We start from the raw sequence: 25,425 nt of genomic DNA, 5'->3' as shown, positions 1-25,425 counted from the left end.
ACTCTTTTTTAGAGTACAACTTAAGATTTACCTTCCCACTCCAGATAAAACTGATCTAAAAACTGTTCCATAAAAAGATGCCTCTTTTCTGCCATCTTTTTACCTGTTTCAGTATTCATTCGATCTTTAAGTAATAATAATTTTTCGTAAAAATGATTAATAGTCGGAGCTTCGGATTTTTTATATTCCTCTTTGCTCATCTGAAGATTTGGTTTAATATCAGGATTGTAAAGTGCTCGATTTTTAAAACCTCCATAATTAAAGCATCGTGCAACACCAATTGCACCAATAGCATCTAAACGATCAGCATCCTGAACTACATCTAATTCTGGAGATTTAAATTTTTGTATTACGTTTCCTCCTTTAAAAGAGATGTTTTCGATAATATTGATCACATGATCAGTAACGCTTTTATCTACGTTTATACTTTCTAAAAAATCTTTTGCTACTCTTGGTCCTATAGTTTCATCGCCATTATAAAACTTAGAATCGGCAATATCATGTAATAAAGCACCTAAGGAAACCACCAAAACATCCACATTTTCAGATTTAGCTATGGTTGTAGATGTTTTAAAAACTCGTTCTATGTGGAACCAGTCATGGCCTCCTTCGGCATTACGCAGTGTATGTTTTACAAAATCAACAGTTTTCTGTATAATTTCATCATTATTCATACGCTATCTTATTTTACCATAGCTGGTTCTACCCATTTAAATTTAAATACTTCTTCAGGAACTACCAATCTTTCATTGATACGTTGCATACGAGCAGGTAACCTCATCACAAAATCACGTGCTTTTTCAGCTTCATCCGTTAGATCTACTAATTTATCAATCTCCCATTTATTGATTAAACGTTGCATAATATCTATATAATCCTGAGAAGTATATACTCCTAATCTCTGAGCCGCATTCGAAAATTCCTCAAAAGCACTACCAATAGAATTTCCAGATTCTCTTAAAAATACTGCTGGCATTACAATTTTATGCTTCATCATATCTTTAAACGCCACCATCATCTGACTAGGATCTACCTCAAATATATTTTTCACAAAATCACTGTAAGCATTAAAATGACGCATCTCATCTCCTGCAATAATCTTGCACATTCTAGCTAAAGACTTGTTAGAATAGCCTTTGGCAATTTTAGCTACACGACTATGAGAAATATTGGTTGCCAATTCCTGAAAACTAGTGTAGATAAAGTTCTTATAAGGATCTCTATCCGTTCCGATATCAAAACCATCGTTTATTAAATGCTGAGTTGTACGTTCGACTTCAATCATATTTACTCTTCCTGATAAATACAAATATTTATTCAGTACGTCTCCATGACGATTTTCTTCACTTGTCCAATAACGCACCCAACGAGACCAACCATTTCCACCTTCTCCTTCGTGTTGATTAATTCCTTCTACATCCATTAACCAAGACTCATAAGTCGGAAGCGCTTCTTCAGTAATAGTATCTCCTACCAAAACTACCCAAAAATCATATGGAAGTTCTTTCGCCAATTCTCTTAACTCTTTTACCTCATCAAAAAAGGTGTCCTCATTCTGAGAATCAGGCAAAAAGTCTGTAGGCTGCCATACCTGATCAATTGGAATTAGATAAGTATCTATAAAAGATTCTATCTTTTTTTCCAATAATTGCATCACTTCTAATCTAATATTATCTATAGCCATGATTATGTTATTTGGGTTTTTATCGTAGAGATTACTCTTTTTTCAGTAATATCTAATATTTCTTCTTTTGTCAATCCTTCTTCAGCAACAGGTTCTTTTACTTCTAACGTAAGATGTAAACCTATTCCCATCGGAAAATTACCATGCTCTACTAATCTCCAGCTATTGTTAATAGTCACTGGAACCACTAACGCATCTGGTGCATTTTTGAACAATATTTTTAATCCAGTAGATGCAAACTCTTTGGGTTTCCCAGTTCTACTTCTTGTACCTTCTGGAAAAATAACGGCAGCAAATTTATTTTTAGCAATAGCCTTACCAAATCTTGAAATCTCTGGAATCGACTGTTTTGCATTTTTCCGATCTATCAATGCATGACCACCATATTTCAAATTAAAAGAAATACTTGGTATTCCTTTTCCTAGTTCAATTTTCGAAATAAATTTTGGTTTATGTCTACGCAGGTACCAAGATATTAACGGAATATCAAACATACTCTGATGGTTAGAAACAATAATTAAAGAACGATCTTCTGGTAACTTATGTATATTCTTAAAACTAAATGTTACTCCTAAAAAGTGTAAACACCTCAATAAACAAAGATTCATTAGATTGACAACTCCTCTATGTCCTTTTGCCCCTCCAAGTTTAAGTCCTAACCATTGTAGTGGTTGGAAAACTAATAGGGTAAGTCCAAAAAACAGATAGAAAACTACTGAAAGCGGATACGAAACGATCCTTTTTAATGCCCCCATAACTTCTCTTAGCAATTAATGATTTTGATTTGTGTTACAGTTGTGCAAGGTCTGATATTATTTTTAGACCGCCAATTCTTTAACGCATAAAATTACGATGTCTAAAATTCTAGAAAATTATTCCAAAAAAATACCCCTTAAAAAGAAAACCGTCTGCTATACAGACGGTTTTCTTTGATTTTATATACCTAACTCTTAACAGTGCTCGTTGTAAGCATCTTTAAGATTTTCTGCAATCATCTCTGCAGGTCTTCCTTCTATATGATGTCGTTCTAGCATATGCACCAATTCTCCATTTTTGAACAATGCCATTGACGGAGAAGATGGAGGAAATGGAATCATATATCCACGAGCCTTATCAGTGGCTTCTCTATCCACTCCTGCAAATACTGTTACTAAATTATCAGGTTTTTTATCATTTGCCAAAGATGCTTTTGCACCTGGTCTTGCATTTGCAGCTGCACAACCACAAACAGAATTTACTACTACTAATGTAGTACCTTCTTTTGCTATCGCGGCATCAACATCTGCAGCCGTTTGTAATTCATCAAAACCTATATTAGTTAGGTCTTCGCGCATTGGCTTTACTAAATCTGCTGGATACATATTTCTTTACTATTTTTTATTTTAAAATTTAAGACAAAGATACAAATAATGTACCATATCTCTATGACTGCCAAGTAGTCGGAAAAGCAAACAAAAACTAACTTTTCGTAACAAAATTCTCCGTGGTAATACTAATAGTGTATACTTAAAAATCGTGTAAATAATTCAACTATCTTTACACACCTAAATTTTTCATGAATGATTAAATGGTTTGCGGCTATATTAGGAGGAATATTTTTTAAAGTTCCCGGAGCCATACTTGGTTTTATACTAGGTAGTCTTTTGGATGGAAGAACCAGTAAAAGTACAGGGAGTTTTACAAATGTTTTTACCCAAGACAAACAAGTTAGCCCGGGAGATTTTGAACTTAATTTACTTTCTCTTTCTTCGATTGTAATCAAAGCCGATGGTCGTGTAAATCAAACAGAATTAGATTACGTTCGTCAATATTTCGTTAGTGCCTACGGAAAAGAACGTGCTAATGCTACGTTTAGAACATTTAATGAAATCATTAAGAACAGAGAGATTTCTGCTCAGCGTATTTGTATGTTTTTAACGCAACGCACTCGTTATGCGGCACGATTACAAATTCTTCATTTTCTTTTTGGAATTGCCAATGCTGATGGTAATGTAAGCGAAGCCGAAGCCAGAGAAATTCAGAAAATGGCTGGTTTTATGCGGATTAATTTTAGTGATTTTGAAAGCATTAAAGCCATGTTTTTTAAAACAGGTAATCATGCGTACAAAATTTTAGAAATTGATAAGAATGCAACGGATGCCGAAGTAAAAAAGGCTTACAGAACCATGGTAAAAAAATATCATCCAGACAAAGTACAGCATATGGATCCAGTGCATATAAAAGGCGCAGAAGAAAAGTTTAAAGAAGTACAAAAAGCCTACGAACAAATCCAAAAAGAACGAGGCCTAACATAATTAAACAATCTCTTTTAAAATATAATGAATAATTGTATTTTAATTGGTTTAATTTTTGATGCTACATTTATTGTATGTATAAGCCACTAATTTTCTTCCTACTAAGCCTATTTTCGGCGATTAATATCTATGGTCAGGATTTTGACAAAATAGAGGCTATAGTACATAAATACCCTACTACATTCAAAACCCCTAAAAAACTTGCTGATCTAATAGCAAAAGACTTTAGTACAGAACTAGATCAGGCAAAAGCTATTTACTCCTGGATTACAAAGAATATCTCCTATGATTATAATGAATCAGGAAAGTTTTATGCTGATTATGCTAACTCGTATAAATCTGTAAGTTATAATCCTTTTCCAAGTTTTAGATCGTCTAATTACATAGAATATGACAAAACCAAATCTGGTTCTAAAAAACATCTAAAAACAGAGAGAAAATATCGCAAGAAAATTTCGAAAAGAGTTATTTCTACGGGAATTGCTGTTTGTGAAGGATATACACAACTCTTTAAGGATATTTGTGACCACCTTGGTATTACTTGCTTTTATGTATTGGGAACTGCTAAAAACCAAATACCGCATATAGGAAGAGATTATCGTGTTGATCATGCCTGGAATATTATAGAAATTGATTTCAAAAAATATCTCATTGATGCCACTTGGGGCAGCACAGGTTATTATAATGTCCAAAAACAAGAGTTTATAGAGGAAACAAATTATGATTATTTCGGTATGTCTGCGGAACTTTTTATAAAAGGTCATTATCCAGATTTCTACGAAAACAGCTTATTGCCGGAAACGATCAGTAAAAAAGAATTTTTGGATGCTCCGCTTTTCTATCAACATGAAAAAGCAAAAGATTTTGGTTTAATTTCTCCATCAACTGGAATTCTAGATGTTAATACTTCTCAAAAAGTAAAATTTGAAATAACATATAATGAAGCTATAAATTCAATTATTTACACGATAAATAACCGACAGTTTAATTACCAAGGTAATATCAAACCTGAAAATGGAATAATTCGGTTTGAAGTAACTATTTCAGAACCTAATCCAAAGGAACTTATAGTATTTATAAATGAAATTCCTATGGTAGGTTTTAAAATTGCAAAGGATTTTAATTAAGAAGTTAATCGAGTCCAGATTGTTTTTAAAAACTTTCCGGAAGGCATAGAAGACATTATTTTCAAATCTTCTAGGAACGAAGTTTCTTCATCTAAAAATTTGAAAATCTTTTCCGTATCATTTTTTCTGAATAATCTAGAAAACAACTCAGAACCTTTATGATTTTCTTTTGACAAAACCCCTAAAAGTAACAAATCATAGTACCAGAACTTAGTTCGCTTATCAAATTTAGATAGTTCTCTTCCAGCTTTTATATTTCTGATTAATTGACTGACTTTTTTTTCTGTATTTCGAAATGTAAAACCGGTACTCGCCTTGGTCCATCCACCAGCGGTTCCAATATGAATCACATTCCTGGAGTTTTGTTTGTTAAACCGATAACAGGTCATCGGAATACACCCTTTTTCTTTCTCGATAATCTCATATGTCTGAATTCCCTTTTCTTTTAGATATAATTCTATTTCTTTTTCATACGCGGAATCGGAAAGAAGGTCTTTTGAAAAAAGAGTATATTCAAATAAAGCTTCAGTTTTAGAAAATGGTAAAACATACATAAATCTAGTATTTCCTTTCTGTTCTACCTCGAAATCCATAAATGTAGCAGTTGAATGATCAAATTCGGGTGTATCGATTTTTACAAACCAACCTATAAAATGCTGATTTAACAACGGATACTTGTTTTGATTTTTATACTCTTCAGAGAAAAGGATACTATTAAAAACTGTGGAACCTAAATAAAATCCTTGATCTGTTTCTACTTCAACGATATCTCCTTCATCCAAAAACCCTTCAACGGTTTCCAATACTATTTCTATATTCGGTTTATTTTTCAAAAATGAGAACACGAACTGATAAAAATCCTTACTTCTTATCAATTTATAGATATACGGTGTGATTTTAATCGTATCCGAAAAATGTGTACTCCCAAAAAAAACCTTTTCCCATTTTTTGCTAACTATCGCATCCCAAATACCACCATCCTTTTCCCAAAAACACCAAGTACGGTCATTTTGATTTTTTTCTTCTTTATCGATTAGGAGAATCTGTTTTTTTTCAAAAAACGGATCCATTGCCATATGATAAGCAAGCATTAATCCGGAAGCTCCAGAACCCATTATGATGTAATCATATCTTTGCATCTAGAAAAACAAAAATGTAGTAAAAAATATAAATATCGCTATGAAAATATGAATTGACAATGCGTATTCCAAGGTTTTATAGGTTTTTTGAAACAAAACTTGAGCAATAAATGCAGTAACCAGCCAACCTGTATAATTTTGTACAGGCACTACACCTTTATCAAACTCCCAGAAATCAAACCTTGGAGCAGAAACCTCTATAATTACGTCCAGTGCCACCATGAGTAATGCCCCCAAACTTGAGGTAATAAATATATTAGAATGTATTTTTTTTGCAATTGCTGCAGAAGTATACACTAAAAGAGCCCAATTAACCCCTATTATCCAGGGAACACCTAAAATTTTACTACCTAGATTATTACCATATTGATAATTTCCAAAAATCAATCCATGATTAACTCCTAGATATTCCGTTATCATACCAATAGAAAAAGGAATTAACATTGCAATAATTAATTGTTTTCTTGTTTTAGACATCCAAAAGATCAGCACGGTATAAACTGACAAATTCAATGGAGTGAGAGGTAAGAACCAATCTTCGTAACCACATAGAATACCAATAATCCCAGAAACAGTAAATAACCAGATTACAACAAATGATATAATTTGCTTTCTTTCCACTATCATAGTTTATCAATGTTTGTGCTCTTTTTGAATTAATTCGGCAACTATCTTTCCAGACAATAAACATAATGGAATACCTCCTCCAGGATGTACACTTCCTCCACAGAAAAACAGATTTTTAATTTTTTTAGAAAAATTAGGATGTCTCAAAAACGCTGCAAACTTATTATTACTACTAGATCCATATAAAGATCCCTGATATGATTGTGTTTTTGTTTCTATGCTTCTAGGATCTAAAATTATTTCAGTTTCTATATAATCCTTAATTGGTACATTCAATAATCTTGTAAGCTTTTCTATAATTTGTTTTCTAGAACGCTTTATAATTGCATCCCAGTTCTGTCCTTCATTACCTGGAACATTGATCATCACAAACCAATTTTCACATCCTTTTGGAGCATCATTAGGTTCATTTTTTGCAGTTATATTTACATAAATAGTAGGGTCTTTATAGACATCTTTTTTTTCAAAAATATGTTCAAACTCCTCTTTATAATTTTCAGAAAAAAAGATGTTATGTAAATCTAACTCTGGGAATTCTTTTTTGATCCCCCAATAAAAAATTAAGGCACTACTAGATCTTGGTTGTTTTAGGGTTTTACCAGGTGCTTTTTGATGTGGTAATAACTTCTTGTATGTTGGCACAACATCCATATTAGATATAACAATATCGCCAGACACTCTATTGTTGTTTGCTATTACACCTACTGCCATATTATTTTCGATTAAGATTTCTTCTACTTTCGTATCAAAATGAAATAGAACTCCTAAATCTACTGATAACTGATACAATGCTTTTGTAATACTATGCATCCCTCCTTTTGGAAAAAAGGTTCCATAATGCTGTTCTAGGTGAGGAATCATAGACATTATCCCTGGTGTAAGATAAGGTGATGATCCATTGTAGGTAGCAAACCTATCAAAAAACTGAACTAATCTTGGATCTTTAAACACCTCAGTATTTTGGTCATGCAGTTTTTTATTAATTCCTAAACTATTAATTCTTGCAATAGCTATCAATGTATCTTTCGACAAGTATGTAGATAACTTATGTAATGATTTTTCCAGAAATAAGGAAGATGTGAGATCATATTTCAGTTTACTTCGTTTAAAATATTTGAGAATCTGATCGCTCTTCACATCAAAAATTTGTGCTGCTTCTTGAGCAAATTTATGTATATCTGATAATGCGGTGAATTTTGTTCCATCTTCATAGAAATAGTTACAAACAACATCTTTCTTTGTATAATCAAAATATCCGGAAATATTTTTATTAGAGATTTCAAAAAGCGTCTCTACAAACTGCGGCATTGTAAAAAGAGATGGACCACAATCAAATCGATAGCCATTTTCATAAATTTCTGTGAGCTTTCCGCCAGGATATGAATTGGTTTCAAAAACTACTACTTCATACCCCTGATTGCTCAAGCGTATAGCCGCAGCCAATCCAGCTATTCCAGATCCAATAATGATGACTTTTTTTTTGGACATATAAGAGCATAAAGATATTATGAAAATTTATAAACTGTTCATAAATTCGGTAATTAATAATAAGTTTTCACATACCTTTAACCTTAAAGCTTTTATGATGAAATACCTTTTGATTTTTTTATTCCTATTCTTTTCTTTTTCAAAAATTGATGCTCAAAGTTCTCAGGAGAAGAAAGAATCTCCACAGATCATAACAAAACTAAAAGCTGGTAAAAAAGCTTTGTTTGGAAATAAGAGTATTCACTTTATAAATGTAGTGGAAGACTCGCGATGTCCAACAGGTGTAAGTTGTGTCTGGGCTGGGCAAGCAAAGGTGATTATAGGAATTTATGAAAATGACATCTTGGTAGAAGAAAAAGAATATATCATAAGCGCCAGTGGAATTAATCCCATAAAACCACAAGAACTATTACAATCGGATAAAAAAACGATTTTTGGTTACAACTTAAGTCCTTATCCAGCAAACGGGCAGAAAATTGATCCTTCTAGTTATTATTTAGAATTACTTGTAAAATAATCAATTTATATTTAGTTTCTTTATTCAATGGTTTCAAACAAAGCTAAAGCTCATATTGCTTTGCTCAGTCTCAATATGATCTATGGAGCGAACTACCTAATAGCAAAGGGATTAATGCCCAATAAAATTGGAGCATCTGCGCTTGTATTTTTGAGAATTAGTGGAGCTGGGCTATTATTCCTACTTCTAAAGTCCTTCGTAAAAGAAAAAGTGGAAAAAAAAGATATACCCAGATTATTACTCTGTGGTATTTTAGGAGTGGCAACGAACCAATACTTTTCCATGAATGGTCTTAGTCTAACCTCTCCTGTTGATGCAGCTATTATTGTTACTGCAATGCCAATATTTACAGTAGTTATTAGTTATTTTTTATTAAAAGAACCTTTGACATTGTCCAGAATTCTCGGAATCTTTATAGGAGGTAGTGGGGCTATTTTATTAATTTACTTGGGCAATTCGGGAATAGGAACAGGTTCGTTAAAAGGAAACATATTTATTGGCTTAAACGCCTTATCATTTGCCTTTTACCTTGTTCTGATAAAACCAATGATGGTTAAATACCAACCACTAACGGTAATCGTATGGACTTTCTTTTTTGGTTTCATTTTCATGTTTCCATTTTGTATTGGCCAATTACTAGAAACAGACTTTACTACATATACCGCTAGCAATTGGACATCCTTATTTTATGTAATTATCGGGCCAACATTTTTAGCATACCTGCTTAATATGTTTGCGCTACAATATGTGAAACCTACAGTATCCAGCAGTTATATCTATGTACAGCCTGCTGTAGCTATGTTATTAGTGGGTAGTATAGCATACTTCATTGCCGATAGTCAATACAAGGGAGATATCACACTCCCAAAATTACTATGTTGTGCATTTATTTTTGTAGGAGTATATTTAATTAGTAGTAACCCTTCTTTGCGTAGAAAAAAGTAATTCAGACATAAAGAATTTGAATACATCAGTTATCAAACGATAATATTTCTAACAACCGAAAAGATGCTCAACATAAGAAGAGCATCTTTTTCAAGTATATCAAATTTTATTTAATGTCTTGAATATCCATTAACATATTCTCCCAATTTTTTTGGTTTTTGTGATCAAATTGAGCTCCATTTTCGTCTGCCACGGTAAAACGCTTTATTGCTGGTGTTTTACTAGTAGCCTGATATAACTGATATGCTTCTTCTGTTAGTGCTTCTTTAATCGGTAAATCAATAGAAGCATATACTGCTCTTTTGCATGCTTCTATCGACTCTGCCGGAAACTTTGCAATACGCTCAGCAAGAGCATCTACATAAGCTCCTATCTCGTCCGCATCTAATGCTTTATTTATAGTTCCAAATTTTTCTGCTTCATCGGCATCCCAATCTCGTGCCCCTAAAATGATTTCTAGAGCTTTACCCAATCCTGCTTGTCTAGCCATACGAGAAGCTCCTCCTCCACAGGGTAAAATTCCCATTCCAACTTCCATTTGCATAAATTTTGCCTTTCCCCTAGCTGCAAAACGCATGTCTAAAGCTAGCGCCATTTCATGTCCTCCTCCTCTTGCAAAACCTTCAATTTTTGCAATCGTAGCTTGCGGTACGTTACTTAATCTTTCTAGAACAGCTTGTAAATCTAGGAGTTTAACCTCGTTTCTCGCTACAGCTTCTTGAGACATATCTCTTAATAGATTTGTATCATAGTGGCATACCCAATATCCTTCATTAGAAGATTGAAACACTACTACTTTTACACTTCGGTCACGCTCCAAACGCAAACAAAGACTACTTAGATCTGCCAACATTTCTTGCCCTTGCACATTTACCGGTCCGAAATTAATTGTTACGTATAAAATTCCTCCTTTTTGTTCTGCTGTGAACGTTTGAAAATTCTTGTAATCCATGATGTATTTAAATTTTTAATTAATGATTCCTGCGAAAGTGTGTTGTTTTATTTTTCCATCAACTATGACATAAGTGTCTGTTGCTAACTGCACATGAATGTTTTCGTTTCTTCCGTTCCAAACGAAATAAACGATATTATCATTGGTCTGTTGATTGATAGTTTTAAATTCAAAGTTTTCGAACTTTGGAAGAAATTCTTTATAAAAGCCCAATATTTCTTAATATCCTTTATAGGTGAGATCTGGAGTAATAAACAATGCATCATCTGCATAATCTTCCAGTACTTCAATCGGATCTAACGTATCTACAGCCTTTATATGGCTTTCAAACACATGTTGAGGGTTTTTCATAATAGATGTTTGTTAAACTTTACACTGCAAAGTTATTTTGGAAAGCGATCTATTATTCGGTAAGAAAAAAAGAGGTTTTAGTAAAAAACGAGGAAAAATTATTTAGAGCCTTTTAGGTTTGTTTGAAATGTTCTCGCAGCCATTCCTTTATATGACATAAATGTTTTATCCAAATGACTACTATCGGTAAAACCTAACTCTTGAGCAATTTCAGAAACGGTCAAATTAGTGTATTTGAGACGTGTTTCTGCCAACTTTAATTTGTAGTTAAGAATATATTTTTTCAGCCCAATACCCATTTGACTTTTAAAATATTGACTGATGTAATTTTCGGAAATAAAAAAATTATCAGATAATGCTTTTTTTGACAGTTTTTCGGAATCATGAATATGGTAATGGATATAATTAATAATATTCTGAATCTTAGAGTCGTTAACTGGAGTATGAACAAAGTTTATATTTCTTGAAATAATATCGAGTATGGAATGCAAAGTAGATTTTAAGACAGCTTCACTAACCAAATTATCATCACTATATTCATTTCTTAAAACAGTAAATAATAGATATACACTACTCTCATCTGTTTCCGATTTAAAATTTAAATTGGAAGTTCTATCAGCACCATGTAATATGGTTTCTACCTTCTTGAACCATTGTTTCCGTTGAATCTCATATTCATCGGATAACATATCACCAAAAAAACTGTTAAGGAATTTTATTGCAGAAACTGTCGTTGGTTTTTCTATTTCAAAATTATAACGATCGTTTGGTATCAAAATAAAAATTTGATTCTTCTGATATGTAACTCTATGTTTATTAATAACAAGTGTACCTGAACCTTCCTTGATACATAATATTTCAAAAAATCGAATAGGAGTATATTGGCAAAATGCCAACGTGGTCACTTTTTCAAAATGTTGTATTACGATATTTTTGAAAATTGTTCTTGGCATATCAGATACGTGGTAATCTTTCTAATGACAACCACAACCATTATTACCACAAGCACTAGATTTTTTACTTACTGAAGAGGTTTGAGGCTTCCAAAAGAACTTTTTCACCAAAAAACCTATTGCCAAAGCAACAATAATAATCACTAGTATATTTTGAATGAGTAAATTCATAGTTTTTTAGTCGTTTAAAAATACAAAAACTTATCGTCTTCATATCTGAAATTCGGTTAATCTAGCAGAAAATACACTATTTTAATACTTGATATGCAATAAGTGCAATGCTATATGCTAAGACACTCATGAAGACCAACTGTGTCATTGGCCATTTCCAACCGTTAGTTTCCCTTTTTACAATTGCTAAAGTACTCATACATTGCATCGCAAAGGCATAGAATAATAATAATGAAATTCCACTTGCTAAATTAAATAATGGAGTACCAGTAACGGGATGTACCTCGGCAGCCATTCTATTTTTTATAGTTTCATCTTCATCACTTCCTACACTATAAATAGTAGCTAGTGTTCCCACAAAAACTTCACGAGCCGCAAAAGAACTAATAATTCCAATACCTATTTTCCAATCATACCCTAAAGGCGCTACAATAGGTTCAATAGCCTTTCCAGCATAACCTATAAATGAATATTCTAGTTTGTGAGCTGCAATTTTCTGATCTAATTCTTCTTGGGATAAGTTTGGATATTCAGCTGTAACAATTTCTTCTGCATTACTAAATTGATCATTAGGCCCAAAACTCGCAAATACCCATAGAATAATAGAAAGTGCCATAATGATCTTTCCAGCACCAAAAACAAATGCTTTCGTCTTTTCTACAACGTTAATAAGTACATTCTTTAATAAAGGTACTTTGTAACTAGGCATTTCTATTACAAAGTAGTTTTTACTTTTTGTTTTAAGCACCTTATTCAATATCCAGGCTGCTCCTACAGCTCCTCCAAATCCAATAAAATACAATAACATAAGCGTTAAGCTTTGATAACTAAACACCCATCCTACTTTTTTATCAGGAATTACCAACGAAATAATAATTAGATAAACTGGTAATCTCGCTGAACAGGTTGTAAATGGGACAACCAAAATGGTTATTAATCTTTCTTTCCAGTTTTCAATATTTCTTGTTGCCATAACGGCCGGAATTGCACAAGCCGTTCCCGATACTAAGGGGACAACACTTTTTCCACTGAGTCCAAATTTTCGCATTACTCTATCCATAAGAAAAACAACACGACTCATGTAACCACTTTCCTCCAAAATGGAAATAAAGAGAAATAAAAATGCTATTTGCGGAATGAAAATGACAATTCCCCCTAATCCCGGAATAATCCCATCTGTAATAAGATCTACAAAAGGTCCTGCTGGTAATAAAGATTTAGTACTCTCACTTAACCAAGCAAATCCCTCATCTATTAGATCCATTGGATAAGAAGACCAATCATAGATAGCTTGAAATATTAGTAATAGTATTGCAAAAAATATAAAATAACCCCAAAATCTGTGCGTTAGCACTCTATCCAGTCGAGCACGTAATCCAGTAGCTGATTTTTCATCTACAAAAAGACCCTTTTTAAGCACCTGATTAATAAACTGATATCTCTTTATAGTTTCTTTTTGCTGAAACCGTTTTAATTCACTCTCTGATTTAATTTCAAAATCTGGAGATATAGATAGTTTCTTTTTTTCTACTTTCCTGAAATTTACATCCTGAGTAATTACCAACCATAGTTTATACAAAGACTGATCTGGAAATGCCTTCTGAAGTCTTCCAAAATAATCCGGATCAAAACTTAAGGCATTTAGACAAGGTTTTACAGGGAGTGTTTTATAAGATAAAATTAATTCCTTAAGCTCATCTATACCTTGATTTTTTCTAGCACTTATTAATGCAATCTTTGTATTCAACTCTTTTTCTAACAATGGAATATCCAAGGAAATACCTGTTTTACTCATACGATCTGCCATATTAATGACCAGAATCGTTGGGATTTCTAAATCCTTAATTTGAGTAAATAGCAATAAATTTCTTTTCAGGTTTTCTACATCAGTTACTACGACGGCTACATCAGGAAAATCTTTGTCCTTTCTATTGAGTAATATTTCTATCACCACATTCTCATCTAAAGAAGATGCATTAAGACTATAAGTACCAGGTAAATCTAAGATATGAGCTTTTACTCCTCTTGGTAGTTTACAAATCCCTTCTTTTTTTTCAACTGTGATACCCGGATAATTACCAACTTGTTGGTTTAACCCTGTAAGCAAATTAAAAACAGAAGTTTTACCCGTATTAGGGTTTCCTATAAGTGAAACTTTAATCTGCTTAGCCATAAAAAGTAATCTGGTTAAATAATTTCAATTTCTATTTGTGAAGCGATCTCTTTTCGAATGGCTAGGTGACTACCATTAATTGTAAGATACATTGGGCATTGAAAGGGAGCTGTTTGAACCAACTGCACTTCGTTACCAGGCAAACAACCCATTTCCAGCAACTTAAGAGGAATCATATCCGAAGTAATTTCTTTAATCAATCCTCGTTGACCTTTTTTGAGATGTGCTATGGTGACTTTCAAGCTTTATTTAGAATAATTTTAAACAAGGCAAAAGTAATGGAAAAAACTCTATTGAAAAAACTATGCTGATAATTAATATAAGGTTTTATGATATTTTTTGGAATACTTTCATTAAAGGGTCTATATCCTATTAGAAAAAGGTGTATTACCCCAAAAACAGTCCGAAATCCTTGAAATTCAAAATTCTCGGACACTGATTCGAAAAATCGAAATTACTTTCAACCTATCTAAATTTAGAAACAGGCGGAAACTGAAAAGCCTTCAATAGAGTAAGAAAAAATTCTATTCGTAATTAAAACCTATAACAATGAAAAATCTTAAAAATCTATTACTTCAAGCATTCTCAATTTGCTTCGTTGTAGTTATCTCTTCCTGTGAAAAGAATAGTGCGGATTCAGAAAATATCAATTTATTAAATGATGATAAAACCAACAAAATTGAGAAGTATGATGAATATACTGTTAGAATACCAAAGAAAGATGGTGAATACCTCGTAGCTAAAAACGAAAAAACAGGAAGTAAACTATCTTATAGATTGCGTAATGCTTTTATTACAAGTTTTACAATTTCTTCGGTAGATGGAAGGGTTGATGTCTTCGACAAACTAGTCATCCCCACTGCAGGAAATTTACCACCTTGGAGACCAGATTGCCCTGATGGTTGGGATGAAAAACTAATCTGTTATGTAAATGAAGATGGGGTTCTTGTTTCATATACTAGATGCACTCCTACTTCATTCACTATTGGTTTAGAACCAGAATGGTAATGACAGAAATCTGCTACCATCACTGTCTTAAGTATGCAAGCGTATGCATTTCCTAAAACTTAAAATAATCCCTAGAAACACAGCTGTCAGGCTTACCAATAACATATGGCGGCTGTGTTATTTTACGTTTTCTTCTTTTAAAACCTCTATATCTTCTAACAAACGTTCTATTTCCTCTAAATCTGTACCATCATAAAACCCTCTTATTCGCTTCTTTTTGTCAACCAATACAAAGTTTTCGGTATGAATCATATCATAAGGTCCACCATCTCCATATGATTTGGCAACTAAGTAAGATTTGCGCGCCAGATCATAAATTTGCTTTTTATCTCCGGTAACTAGGTTCCATCTGGTATCATCAACACCTTTTCGTTTTGCATACTCCTTCAATTGCGGCACATCATCTGTTTCTGGAATTACGGTATGCGATAATAGTTTTACTTCAGAGTCTTTTTTTAATCTATTCTGAATTAACTTCATGTGATCTGTCATAATTGGACAAATTGTCTGACAGGTTGTAAAAAAGAAATCTGCTACATAAATTTTATTATGATAATCATCTTGTGTAACATTCTTACCATTTTGATTCCATAAACTAAAATCTGCAATTTTATGATATTTACGAACGTGCTGTACGGTGCTATCTACTAATTCAGTAGCTACCATATCTGGTTCATACACTCTAAGAACGCGTTTAGGTTTTAGAATAGAATAAATAATGGAAATTATAATTGCAGATAATACAAATAGTACAATGGCAAAGAATTTGTACTTGGAAAAAAAGCGAAGCATACCTGTTTTTTTAAGAACAACAAAATTACGAGGTTTATCGTATAAGAAATTATTGTTTTCGCTAAAAAAATACTAAAACCTACATCTGTAGACCTGATTTCTTTTATAAACAGGTCTAAAAGGTTACTTTTGCGTGATTTAATTTTGAATTAGACCCTATGAGTCCAATAATTGTAAAAGCATTACAGCTATTATTAAGTTTGTCTATTTTAATCGTTTTACACGAATTAGGACACTTTATTCCTGCTAAATTATTCAAAACTCGAGTAGAAAAATTCTACTTGTTTTTTGATGTAAAGTATTCATTATTCAAGAAAAAAATTGGTGAAACCGTTTATGGTATTGGATGGCTGCCTTTAGGTGGATATGTTAAAATTTCCGGAATGATCGATGAGAGCATGGATAAAGAGCAAATGGCTGGTCCTCCGCAACCTTGGGAATTTAGATCTAAACCAGCTTGGCAACGTTTGATCATAATGCTTGGTGGAGTAACGGTAAATATTATTCTAGGATTCTTAATCTATATGGCTATCATATTTACTTGGGGAACTTCTTATGTTTCTACAGAAGATATTCCTGATGGTTATGAAGTAGCTGAAATTTTTAAAGGATATGGTTTTCAAGATGGAGATAGAATTTTAAAAGTAAATGGTGAAGATTTTAAAGACGCTACGGATATTAATATGTATCTCTTCTTAAGAGATGTACAAAACATAACTGTTTTATCAGCAGATGGAAGCACCAAAACTATCGATCTTCCTGAAGATATTGGTAAAACCATGTTCCAGGAGGGAGTTATGGAACCTTTTGGAATTAGACTTAAACCTATACTTGATACGGTAGTGGCAGATAGACCAGCCTATGAAGCAGGTCTGAGAAATGGAGATCAAATATTGTCTGTAAATGATAAGAAAATTACTTGGTGGCATGAATTTCAGAATGAAGTAAAGCCAAAAAAAGAACAAGAAATTAAAATTGCTTTTCTTAGAGATGGATCTGAGCAAACAATTTCTGTTAAAACTGATGAAGAAGGAACAATTGGTGTTCTACCCGTTTTTTATAAAATTAATAGAGAACAATATTCTTTTGTAGAAAGTATTGGAAAAGGATTCGATTATAGTTATTGGAAATTACATGACTATATCGCACAATTTAAATATGTATTTACAAAAAAAGGAGCTACGCAAATAGGTGGTTTCGCTGCTATCGGTAATTTATTCCCTCCTGTTTGGGATTGGGCAGCTTTTTGGAGTACAACCGCTTTTATTTCGATTATTTTAGCATTTATGAATATTCTGCCAATTCCTGCTTTGGATGGTGGACATGTAATGTTTTTATTATATGAAATCATAGCAGGAAGAAAGCCAAATGACAAATTTATGGAGTATGCGCAACTAGTAGGTTTTGTAATCTTAATCGCTTTACTTCTTTTCGCAAATGGTAACGATATTTATCGTGCAATTTTCGGAAAATGATAAAAAATTAAAAAAAACTTTTTGAGTATCAAAAATTAGTATATATTTGCACTCGCAAAAGAGAAAAACACTCTACATTTGCAAAAGCATATTCCTCCTTAGCTCAGTTGGTTAGAGCATTTGACTGTTAATCAAAGGGTCCTTGGTTCGAGCCCAAGAGGGGGAGCAAAAGTCCAACAGAAATGTTGGACTTTTTTGTTTTAGATAAGTTTCCTGTACTACATCAATCCTAGTAATTATTGATTAAGATCAAATTTTGATGTATAAAGATTAATTATGTTGACACTAAAATTCTAATTCATCTAAAAAAGGAAGAGTCATACATTTTTTATTCTAAATCAAGTAGTACTAAGCCATTCTCATAATTATAACAAAAAATGGTTAAACCCTGTTAAAACTCTTGACTCTAGCAGTAAAAGAAGTTATTATGCGTTAGGTTATTATTTGTAATAACTGGTTAACCACAATTATAAAATTTACATGCCGAACAAAATCAATTTCAAAAAGAAACTAACTAAATCTTTATTCCTATTACTAATAGGTTCCATAATACTATATGGAGTATCATTTTTATTGGTAATGATTTTTTAAAAAATCTTACCTACACTTTACTGAATTCAAAAATCAAATATATCTGACCTAAAAATTACCTTACCAGCATATGAGTTAACTTCTCTCTTTTTTAAGCACCCGATAACAATAGGTTACAAGTACCTTTACAGAAAATAGCATAAACTGTAAAAAATTAAAACCTATGAAATTAGAAAACAAAAACGTAGCTATTCTTGCTACAAATGGATTTGAAGCTTCGGAGTTATTTGAGCCTTATAACGCTTTAAAAAAAGAAGGAGCTGAAGTACATATCATATCTGATACGAATGGAGAGATAAAAAGTTGGGAAGACGGTAATTGGGGAAAATCCATTAAAGTGGATAAAACATTAGCTGATGTAAATTCATCACATTATCATACGCTAGTTTTACCGGGTGGTGTTATAAATCCAGATATCTTAAGAACAAATAATGATGCATTAGAATTTATTAGGTCTTTCTTTAAAAGCGGGAAACCAGTGGCAGCTATATGTCATGCTCCTTGGCTATTAATTAGTGCAGGAGTAATTGAAAACAGAGAAGTTACTTCCTACCATTCTATTAAAGATGATGTTATCAATGCAGGTGCTACATGGAAAGATGAAGCTGTAGTTGTAGACAGTGGTCTTACCACTAGCCGAAATCCTAATGATTTACCAGCTTTTATCGATAAAGTTATCGAAGAACTATGCGAAGGTAAACATGAAGAACAAGTTGTTAATGCATAACAACAGAACACTCGCGAGAAAGTTGTAATCATATTTTATAAGCATATAAGTGTAAGAAAGATCAAGCTATTTGACCTTTCTTACACGGCTTATTACTTCACTACTCGTCGTAACCATTCTAGGTTACACATAATTTTAAAACATTACATATGGGAAACATAATTGCAGAAGAAAAAGAAACAAAATTTGACATACTACCAATATTAAAAGAGCGCTATTCACCAAGAGTTTTCTCAGAAACTCCGGTATCCGAATTGGAATTAAGAACTCTTTTTGAAGCAGGAAGATGGGCTCCTAGTTCGTATAACAGACAACCATGGAGAATCATTTGGGCCATTAAAGGCAGTTCAACTTACAAAAGAATAGAAGCCTGTCTTAGTGATTTTAATAAATCATGGGCAACAAATGCGCCAGTACTTTTATTAACTGCCTTCAAAAAAACAACAGATGAAGGCGAAGAGAACTTTCATGCGCTACATGATCTAGGTCTTTTTGTTGGAAACATTACAGCTCAGGCTCAACATTTGGGAATAGGATTACACCAAATGGCAGGTGTAAATTATGAAAAAGCGAAAAAGGAATTTAATTTTCCTGATGAGTATCACATAGCTACCGCCATTGCTCTGGGATATTATGGAGGAAATCCAGATGATCTTCCTGAAGATTTAAGAGATCAGGAAGATCCTTCTAAACGAACTCGAATGTTACAACGAGAGTTTACGTTTAATGGGAACTACGGCACCATAACTAATGGGCTATATTCATCTGAAAATGGTTTAGAACAAAACAATGATCAGCCTCTTAAAAATCTAAATGATTAATTCCTAATCTTTAGTAAATCATGAGATAAATAGATAATCTACAAAAAATAATATAATGAAAACCATTTTTGAATATACTAATATTAGTGCTAGTGACCGCCTAGAAACACAGGTAAAAGATAAGCTCGATATGATCGAAGAAAAATTTCCTTTTGTGATTAGAGCAGATATCTTTTTCAAGAAAACGAATGCTTCCAATAATGAAAAAGCTCATCATTGTGGTATACGACTAAGTGCTCCCGGACCAAGAATTTATGCCTCCTCCGATGAAAATAATTTTATCGATGCTATCAATGAAACAATACGAGATTTAAAAGATCAACTGGAAAGAAGAAAAGAAGGAATGAAAGCTTACTAGTTAACTAGCTAACGTCCAATACAACAAAATGACCGCATCTTCATGCGGTCATTTTGTTGGAATAAGCTTTATGGTTTATGCAATTCTCGAAAAGGAGTAATCTCTAGATCTCTCTTGATAATGTCGCGGACTACAATTGTATTTTTCTTTAAAAATTTTAGAAAAATAGCTTCTGCTCGTAAATCCTATGCTATAAACAATTTCCGATATATTGAGATCTGTTGTCTTTATTAAGTTTTCAGCTTTTTCTATTCTCGTATTTTTCACATAATCAGTAACAGTTCGATTATATAACATCTTAAATCCATCTTGTAGTTTAGCAGCAGAAAGTCCTGTTTGATCCATTAGGTATTTGATAGAGAAAGGATAATCACAATTTTCACGTATTTCTTTTGCAACTTCTTTAACGATCTTTTGTTCTCTAAGGGTTAACACTCCGTATAATTCATTTTGAGAATCTAAATCTTTTTGATGATGCTGAATTTCCATTGCCAAAATCATCTGGATGATACTTTCAACATATAATTTTTTTACAAGCCCTTTTTTATTGGTAGTATTTATCTTTGCGACCTCTTCGGAAATTTTAAGATTAGAGGATCCATAATAACTAAACTTTTCATTTACCAATTTGCCTTCGAATAAGTTATGAATATCCCTGGCAATATTCGAAAACAAAACACTACTAGGCTTTGCTACTGATATGATAACAACCTTTGCCTCCTCACCTTCGGTGAACGAAAGATAAGACAATTTCTTATCGTATATGATGGCTGTTTGAAATTCGTTCAACATCTGCTTATTTCCATCTAATTCATGTGTAACACTTCCTTTGGAACAATATATAAAATGAATCAACCCTAAACTATCCTCCAGTAGCGGAACCTTAATATCTACATGACAATTAATATTTATTTCAGTATACCATTTATAATTTCCAGAGGAGAAAAAATTAACATGCCCGAATGCTTTTTCTGAATGTATGGGCAATACAACATCATTTTGATCACCCGGAAAATCTATGTTTAAAGTAGAAGCCAACGCATCCAGATATTTACTAGAAATGATTGATTTATTTTCTGAAGCTTTCATAACGTTTCGAAATTTTTAAGATTGATTGTGTTTAAGAGTTTCTAAAAAAGATGATTCAAATCCCAGGATGAGATAAAAAATCGACTTTTACGGATTTAACTGATGTTCTATCATATGAACTGTTATCACTATTTATAACAGAGCTGTTTGGATAATTTTTTAAATCTTTAAAGATTCTGCTTACCCTTGCATAATGTTTAGTCTTCATAGGAATCTTGTTTATTTTTTATGTAAATTTCTTAAACAACACAAAAAATAATATTATATAATTTTTGGAAAATGTTATATAATTACCACTACAAAAAGAATAAACAACTTACAGTCAAAAGATTAAACTCTTAAAAGAAAGTTTTCTCGACTTAAATTAGAAGTATGATATTGCCAATTAATCTTTAAAACCTCTGAAATGACAGATTTCAGTTTATTAAAGTCATTTGGTTTATTGATATATATATTGGCACCTTTGATAAAAGTGTCCTCTATATCTTGATCAGAAGAGGAAGTAGAATAGATCGCTATAGATAAATTTTTGAATCGCTCTTGAGCTCTTAATTCTTCTAAACATTCTATCCCGTTTTTTATAGGCATATTGAGATCCAAAAACACCAAATGAGGTAGAGATTGACCAGGAAGTAAAATATGATCCAAGAACTCTTGTCCATTCCCAAAAAGCAAAAGATTTGTCTTCATTTGGATCTCGTCTATAGCATCCTTAAAAAACATTCTATCGTCCTCGTCATCTTCTACTAATGCTATATGGAGTCTATCTAGATACATTTTACTAAAAATTAAGATTGCTTAAAAGATGTTTTGTTCTCAGATCGTTTTTTAATAATTTTTTGAAAAACCGTGGGAGTCAATCCTGTTATTTTTTTAAATTGAGCTGATACATGAGCATTACTGCTATAACCTAACTCAAATGCTATCTGTGAAAGTGTTAACTTTTCATGAACCAACATTTGCTTTACTCTATCGATACGTTTTATAATTAAAAAATTTTCTAAAGAAGTATAGGTACTTTCTGAAAATAAGCTAGACAAATAAGTATAAGAATATCCTAATTTGTTCGGCAAATACTCTGATAACTTATGATTTTTTTCGGAAGAAGTATCTAGTACCATTTCCGAAATCGCATCTTTAATTCTTTGGACAATTTCACTCTTATGATCATTGATGATTTCTATTCCATAAACCGAAAGTAAAACCGTAAGCTCTTTTACCTTTTCTGCACTCAATGATTGCAAAAACTCTATCTCACCTAAACCATTGATCTTATAAGCCACCTGCAAATTGTTTAGCTGTTGTTCTAAAGTTTTTCTGAAAATTACATCCATATCGTATTTTAGATAAAATTTCATGAATTAGAACATTAATTTTGTTGCCAAACGTTTAACTATAAATATAAATGATTAAACAAATATAACTAATCATTCCATATTTTGCAGATTAATATTTAACTGTATTGAGGTAATTCATATCATTATTGAGTCAATTTATTTTCTTTACCTAAATCAAGCATAAATATGATGTTTTTAAAAAGCTGATCTTCAAAATTTAGACATAAACTTTATCACTATTAGGCGATAATGTTGTAATTTGTTCTCTTCTTTTTAAAATTAATTTTAGCTTCATAAAATCATACGTTTTTGACTCATAAAAATGATCATATTGCACTTACTATAGACGTAGAATCTACAGAATTTTTACAATCACTTATTGATCGCTCAGAAAGTATTATAAGTTATTTTACCCCAATTTTTGAACAAGAACAACTTGTTGATTTTAAATTAGTGTATATCACCAATAATTTTGAAAAATATATAAAATCAAGTATTGATTTATTAATTAACAAGAGTGCTTCAGAAATTTTTCCTGTAATTTTTGAAAACGGTCTTTTCGAAATATATACTGCCTGTTACAATAAGGAAAATTTTGAGATAACTTATGAACGAGAATTTGAATTTGAAGAAAAGACTGTTTGGTTAGAAGGTAAGGTGATCAAACAAAACAATGGTATTATTGTTACCTCTAAAGATATCAGCAAACTAAAAAAAGTGGAAGCTCAATTAAGAGATTCTTTACGTCATTTAGAGTTTCAAAATACGATCCTTAATGACTCAGAACAGATATCAAAAACTGCTAGTTTTAGGTGGAATATCAACAAAAACATTTGGGTCTTCTCAGAAAACATAAGAGAACTTTTTAAAGACACAATTGATGCGAAATGCCTTCAAAATGAAGGTGTATTTTGCTTTTTGGATGAACAAAAAAGTGCTAAACTTCGTTTACAAATTGAGACTTTGCAGTATGAGGATGTATTACCTCCGTTTGAATTTTCTATACAAAACGATAATACGCTTTTATATTTTTCTTTAAATGCTCATTTTATTCCTTCAAGAGACGGCCAAATGATGCTTGGGGTTATTCGAAATGTTACCGAAGAAATCAAATCCAAAAAACTACTAAAGGAAAAAAATCAAGAGCTTCTCACCATAAATGAAGAACTAGATTCTTTTAACCATATTGCTAGTCATGACCTACAAGAACCGTTACGAAAAATAAGAATGTTCATTTCACGCATACTTAACGTAGATCAAGAAACGATTCCTGATAAAATTCTTAACTATCTAGATAAAATAAACGATTCTTCGGAGAGAATGCAGCAACTTATTCTTCATCTTCTAGACTATTCTAGCATCGGAAAAAAGCAGCTTCCTTTTGAAAAAATTGATTTGAATACCATTCTTCAAGATGCATTCATAGAACTAGAAGAAGAAATTAATAAACATCAGGTGCAAATTCATACTATTAATTTTCCAGAAATATATGGAATACCGTTTCTAATCAAACAAGTATTTGTAAATCTGATTTCTAATGCTATAAAATATAGAAAAACTAATGCTATTCCTGAACTTTGGATACATCATAATTTATCCGAAAATCTAGAGAATTCATCATCTCATTTCTTAGAAATCACTTTTAAAGACAATGGTATAGGTTTTGACCCAAAACACAAAGAGTCTATTTTTAAGCTATTTCACCGTCTTCATGAAAAAACACAATATAAAGGAACAGGTATAGGTCTAGCGATTTGCCATAAAATCATGCAAACACATCATGGTTCTATATCCGCAATGAGCGAAAAAGGAGTCGGTTCAGAATTCAAATTATATTTCCCAATTACAAACAATTAGCAATCAAGCTAACATCTATATTTTTTACAATAACATTAGAGAAAGTCTTACTTATTTTTGTTGTTACTATTTGTAAGGAAATATCAAAAACTTTAAAATCATATTTTTTGGTATTTTTAACCAAATTGAATTACATCAAATCCAGGAAACTAAATATATAATTCTTGGAGAATATGATAAGAAAGGAAATAAATGTTACTTCCTGTCTTGTAAAAATGTTATGAAAATGAATAGACCTTATATAGTCTCCGTAGAAGATAGCCGAACTGATATAGAATTAATGAGACGTGTTGTCGAAAAAGAAATGAAGGATTGTGAGATAAAATACCTAGAAGATGGTGAATCTGCAATTCAGTTTTTTGAGTCCTCAGAATTTATTACCCATCCTCCAAAATGTATTCTTATGGACATAAAACTACCTAAAATGAATGGTTTAGAAGTTTTGAATTACCTAAGAAACAAAAAACAGATAAAAAATGTACCTGTTATAATTCTAAGCTCTTCTGAAAGACCCGAAGAGATTAAGGAAACATATTTATTAGGAGGCAATAGCTATATTACAAAACCTAAAAATTATTTAGATCTGAAGGAGAAATTACCAAAAGTAATTTCCTATTGGACAGAGTATAACAGATAAACTCTGATCTATAAATTTAAATATTCTACTTATGTTTTTCTTTCCAATAGAAAACCAAGTTTAATTATTTCGTAATGCATCAATAAGTTCTTCCTTGTTCATTTTTGATCTTCCTTCAATACCGATATCCTTTGCTTGTTCATATAACTCATCTTTTGTTCGGTCTTCATAATTTGTTGCTTTTCCTCCTTTTGTACCACTATCTGGAGTGTTTGCAATTCTAGCTGATTTTTCTTTACTATATCCTTTTTCGCGCAGCGCCTCATACTGTGCCTCGTTTTTAATTCTTGGTCTATCACTCATCATACTATA

The 25,425-nt window shown here is 32.0% G+C and carries 30 protein-coding genes and 1 tRNA gene; 12 read left to right on the top strand and 19 right to left on the bottom strand.

Annotated features, from left to right (window positions below; genetic code table 11):
* Positions 1-20 precede the first annotated feature (20 nt).
* The 4 genes from ABD077_RS05125 to ABD077_RS05110 form a co-directional block, all read right to left on the bottom strand.
* Positions 21-674 (bottom strand): HD domain-containing protein, encoded by a 654-nt coding sequence (locus tag ABD077_RS05125; RefSeq protein ID WP_343911115.1) that lies wholly within the window; start codon positions 672-674, stop codon positions 21-23.
* 8 nt (positions 675-682) lie between these two features.
* Positions 683-1,684 (bottom strand): acyl-ACP desaturase, encoded by a 1,002-nt coding sequence (locus ABD077_RS05120; RefSeq protein WP_343911114.1) that lies wholly within the window; start codon positions 1,682-1,684, stop codon positions 683-685.
* Positions 1,685-1,686: 2 nt separating this feature from the next.
* Complete coding sequence (locus ABD077_RS05115; protein ID WP_343911112.1) at positions 1,687-2,454, bottom strand: lysophospholipid acyltransferase family protein; 768 nt, start codon at positions 2,452-2,454, stop codon at positions 1,687-1,689.
* A gap of 180 nt (positions 2,455-2,634) precedes the next feature.
* Positions 2,635-3,045, bottom strand: a complete 411-nt coding sequence (locus tag ABD077_RS05110; RefSeq protein ID WP_299604466.1) for a BrxA/BrxB family bacilliredoxin — start codon at positions 3,043-3,045, stop codon at positions 2,635-2,637.
* A 198-nt stretch (positions 3,046-3,243) separates the two neighbouring features.
* Here ABD077_RS05110 and ABD077_RS05105 point away from each other — a divergent pair, with 198 nt between their 5' ends.
* A complete protein-coding gene (locus tag ABD077_RS05105) occupies positions 3,244-3,978 on the top strand; it encodes a TerB family tellurite resistance protein (protein WP_343911108.1) in 735 nt (244 codons plus the stop codon).
* 74 nt (positions 3,979-4,052) lie between these two features.
* Complete coding sequence (locus tag ABD077_RS05100; protein ID WP_343911105.1) at positions 4,053-5,105, top strand: transglutaminase domain-containing protein; 1,053 nt, start codon at positions 4,053-4,055, stop codon at positions 5,103-5,105.
* Here ABD077_RS05100 and ABD077_RS05095 read toward each other — a convergent pair.
* From ABD077_RS05095 to crtD, 3 genes are read right to left on the bottom strand one after another with little or no spacing between them, the layout of a single operon-like run.
* Positions 5,102-6,244, bottom strand: a complete 1,143-nt coding sequence (locus tag ABD077_RS05095) for a lycopene cyclase family protein (protein WP_343911104.1) — start codon at positions 6,242-6,244, stop codon at positions 5,102-5,104. The two genes, ABD077_RS05100 and ABD077_RS05095, sit on opposite strands and share 4 nt — an antisense overlap.
* Entirely contained in the window at positions 6,245-6,865 is a 621-nt protein-coding gene (locus ABD077_RS05090) for a carotenoid biosynthesis protein (RefSeq protein ID WP_343911102.1), read from the bottom strand. It lies immediately after the preceding gene.
* Positions 6,866-6,877: 12 nt separating this feature from the next.
* A complete protein-coding gene (crtD, locus tag ABD077_RS05085; protein ID WP_343911100.1) occupies positions 6,878-8,359 on the bottom strand; it encodes a 1-hydroxycarotenoid 3,4-desaturase CrtD in 1,482 nt (493 codons plus the stop codon).
* 97 nt (positions 8,360-8,456) lie between these two features.
* On the opposite strand from crtD, the gene ABD077_RS05080 reads away from it, so the two are divergent.
* Positions 8,457-8,876 carry a hypothetical protein gene (locus ABD077_RS05080; protein ID WP_343911098.1) on the top strand — a complete coding sequence of 140 codons (420 nt, stop codon included), beginning with the start codon at positions 8,457-8,459 and terminating at the stop codon, positions 8,874-8,876.
* Between the two features lie 27 nt (positions 8,877-8,903).
* The gene (locus ABD077_RS05075; RefSeq protein WP_343911096.1) at positions 8,904-9,821 is read left to right on the top strand and encodes a DMT family transporter; all 918 of its coding nucleotides are present in this window, start codon (positions 8,904-8,906) and stop codon (positions 9,819-9,821) included.
* Between the two features lie 106 nt (positions 9,822-9,927).
* On the opposite strand, the gene ABD077_RS05070 is transcribed toward ABD077_RS05075, so the two are convergent.
* From ABD077_RS05070 to ABD077_RS05040, 7 genes are all read right to left on the bottom strand, one after another.
* On the bottom strand, positions 9,928-10,773 hold the full coding sequence (locus tag ABD077_RS05070; protein ID WP_343911094.1) for an enoyl-CoA hydratase/isomerase family protein: 846 nt from the start codon (positions 10,771-10,773) through the stop codon (positions 9,928-9,930).
* A 15-nt stretch (positions 10,774-10,788) separates the two neighbouring features.
* Positions 10,789-10,986, bottom strand: coding sequence for a hypothetical protein (locus ABD077_RS05065; protein ID WP_343911092.1), 198 nt, complete (start codon positions 10,984-10,986; stop codon positions 10,789-10,791).
* Positions 10,987-10,992: 6 nt separating this feature from the next.
* Positions 10,993-11,124, bottom strand: a complete 132-nt coding sequence (locus ABD077_RS05060) for a hypothetical protein (protein ID WP_343911090.1) — start codon at positions 11,122-11,124, stop codon at positions 10,993-10,995.
* A 98-nt stretch (positions 11,125-11,222) separates the two neighbouring features.
* Positions 11,223-12,077, bottom strand: a complete 855-nt coding sequence (locus ABD077_RS05055) for an AraC family transcriptional regulator (protein WP_343911088.1) — start codon at positions 12,075-12,077, stop codon at positions 11,223-11,225.
* A gap of 21 nt (positions 12,078-12,098) precedes the next feature.
* Entirely contained in the window at positions 12,099-12,248 is a 150-nt protein-coding gene (locus tag ABD077_RS05050; RefSeq protein ID WP_343911086.1) for a FeoB-associated Cys-rich membrane protein, read from the bottom strand.
* A gap of 76 nt (positions 12,249-12,324) precedes the next feature.
* On the bottom strand, positions 12,325-14,421 hold the full coding sequence (gene feoB / locus ABD077_RS05045; RefSeq protein ID WP_343911084.1) for a ferrous iron transport protein B: 2,097 nt from the start codon (positions 14,419-14,421) through the stop codon (positions 12,325-12,327).
* 14 nt (positions 14,422-14,435) lie between these two features.
* Positions 14,436-14,663, bottom strand: a complete 228-nt coding sequence (locus tag ABD077_RS05040; RefSeq protein ID WP_343911082.1) for a FeoA family protein — start codon at positions 14,661-14,663, stop codon at positions 14,436-14,438.
* A gap of 307 nt (positions 14,664-14,970) precedes the next feature.
* Between ABD077_RS05040 and ABD077_RS05035 the strand changes: the two genes are divergently transcribed.
* A complete protein-coding gene (locus ABD077_RS05035) occupies positions 14,971-15,429 on the top strand; it encodes a hypothetical protein (RefSeq protein ID WP_343911080.1) in 459 nt (152 codons plus the stop codon).
* Positions 15,430-15,546: 117 nt separating this feature from the next.
* Here ABD077_RS05035 and ABD077_RS05030 read toward each other — a convergent pair whose 3' ends face one another.
* Positions 15,547-16,221: an SCO family protein gene (locus ABD077_RS05030; protein WP_343911078.1), complete on the bottom strand. Its 675-nt coding sequence runs from the start codon at positions 16,219-16,221 to the stop codon at positions 15,547-15,549.
* 158 nt (positions 16,222-16,379) lie between these two features.
* On the opposite strand from ABD077_RS05030, the gene rseP reads away from it, so the two are divergent.
* The 5 genes from rseP to ABD077_RS05005 all read left to right on the top strand — a co-directional run bounded on the left by rseP (position 16,380) and on the right by ABD077_RS05005 (position 20,193).
* Positions 16,380-17,696, top strand: coding sequence for an RIP metalloprotease RseP (rseP, locus tag ABD077_RS05025; RefSeq protein WP_343911076.1), 1,317 nt, complete (start codon positions 16,380-16,382; stop codon positions 17,694-17,696).
* A gap of 92 nt (positions 17,697-17,788) precedes the next feature.
* A tRNA-Asn gene (locus ABD077_RS05020) sits at positions 17,789-17,862 on the top strand.
* 588 nt (positions 17,863-18,450) lie between these two features.
* On the top strand, positions 18,451-19,014 hold the full coding sequence (locus ABD077_RS05015) for a type 1 glutamine amidotransferase domain-containing protein (RefSeq protein ID WP_343911074.1): 564 nt from the start codon (positions 18,451-18,453) through the stop codon (positions 19,012-19,014).
* 149 nt (positions 19,015-19,163) lie between these two features.
* The gene (locus tag ABD077_RS05010) at positions 19,164-19,835 is read left to right on the top strand and encodes a nitroreductase family protein (protein WP_343911072.1); all 672 of its coding nucleotides are present in this window, start codon (positions 19,164-19,166) and stop codon (positions 19,833-19,835) included.
* 55 nt (positions 19,836-19,890) lie between these two features.
* A complete protein-coding gene (locus tag ABD077_RS05005) occupies positions 19,891-20,193 on the top strand; it encodes an HPF/RaiA family ribosome-associated protein (protein WP_299894244.1) in 303 nt (100 codons plus the stop codon).
* A gap of 75 nt (positions 20,194-20,268) precedes the next feature.
* On the opposite strand, the gene ABD077_RS05000 is transcribed toward ABD077_RS05005, so the two are convergent.
* The 3 genes from ABD077_RS05000 to ABD077_RS04990 all read right to left on the bottom strand — a co-directional run bounded on the left by ABD077_RS05000 (position 20,269) and on the right by ABD077_RS04990 (position 22,640).
* Positions 20,269-21,282: a helix-turn-helix domain-containing protein gene (locus tag ABD077_RS05000; RefSeq protein WP_299894242.1), complete on the bottom strand. Its 1,014-nt coding sequence runs from the start codon at positions 21,280-21,282 to the stop codon at positions 20,269-20,271.
* A gap of 330 nt (positions 21,283-21,612) precedes the next feature.
* Positions 21,613-22,059: a response regulator gene (locus ABD077_RS04995; protein ID WP_299604518.1), complete on the bottom strand. Its 447-nt coding sequence runs from the start codon at positions 22,057-22,059 to the stop codon at positions 21,613-21,615.
* 11 nt (positions 22,060-22,070) lie between these two features.
* The gene (locus ABD077_RS04990; RefSeq protein ID WP_343911067.1) at positions 22,071-22,640 is read right to left on the bottom strand and encodes an AraC family transcriptional regulator; all 570 of its coding nucleotides are present in this window, start codon (positions 22,638-22,640) and stop codon (positions 22,071-22,073) included.
* Between the two features lie 288 nt (positions 22,641-22,928).
* On the opposite strand from ABD077_RS04990, the gene ABD077_RS04985 reads away from it, so the two are divergent.
* Positions 22,929-24,476 (top strand): sensor histidine kinase, encoded by a 1,548-nt coding sequence (locus ABD077_RS04985; protein ID WP_343911065.1) that lies wholly within the window; start codon positions 22,929-22,931, stop codon positions 24,474-24,476.
* Positions 24,477-24,702: 226 nt separating this feature from the next.
* Positions 24,703-25,113 carry a response regulator gene (locus ABD077_RS04980; RefSeq protein ID WP_299604525.1) on the top strand — a complete coding sequence of 137 codons (411 nt, stop codon included), beginning with the start codon at positions 24,703-24,705 and terminating at the stop codon, positions 25,111-25,113.
* Between the two features lie 60 nt (positions 25,114-25,173).
* Here ABD077_RS04980 and ABD077_RS04975 read toward each other — a convergent pair whose 3' ends face one another.
* Complete coding sequence (locus ABD077_RS04975) at positions 25,174-25,419, bottom strand: DUF7218 family protein (RefSeq protein ID WP_425545854.1); 246 nt, start codon at positions 25,417-25,419, stop codon at positions 25,174-25,176.
* Between the last annotated feature and the right edge of the window lie 6 nt (positions 25,420-25,425).

Source organism: Aquimarina litoralis, from assembly GCF_039523995.1.
Lineage (GTDB): Bacteria > Bacteroidota > Bacteroidia > Flavobacteriales > Flavobacteriaceae > Aquimarina > Aquimarina litoralis.
Note: the sequence above shows the minus strand (reverse complement) of the source record. Positions and strands in the feature narration are given on the sequence as shown.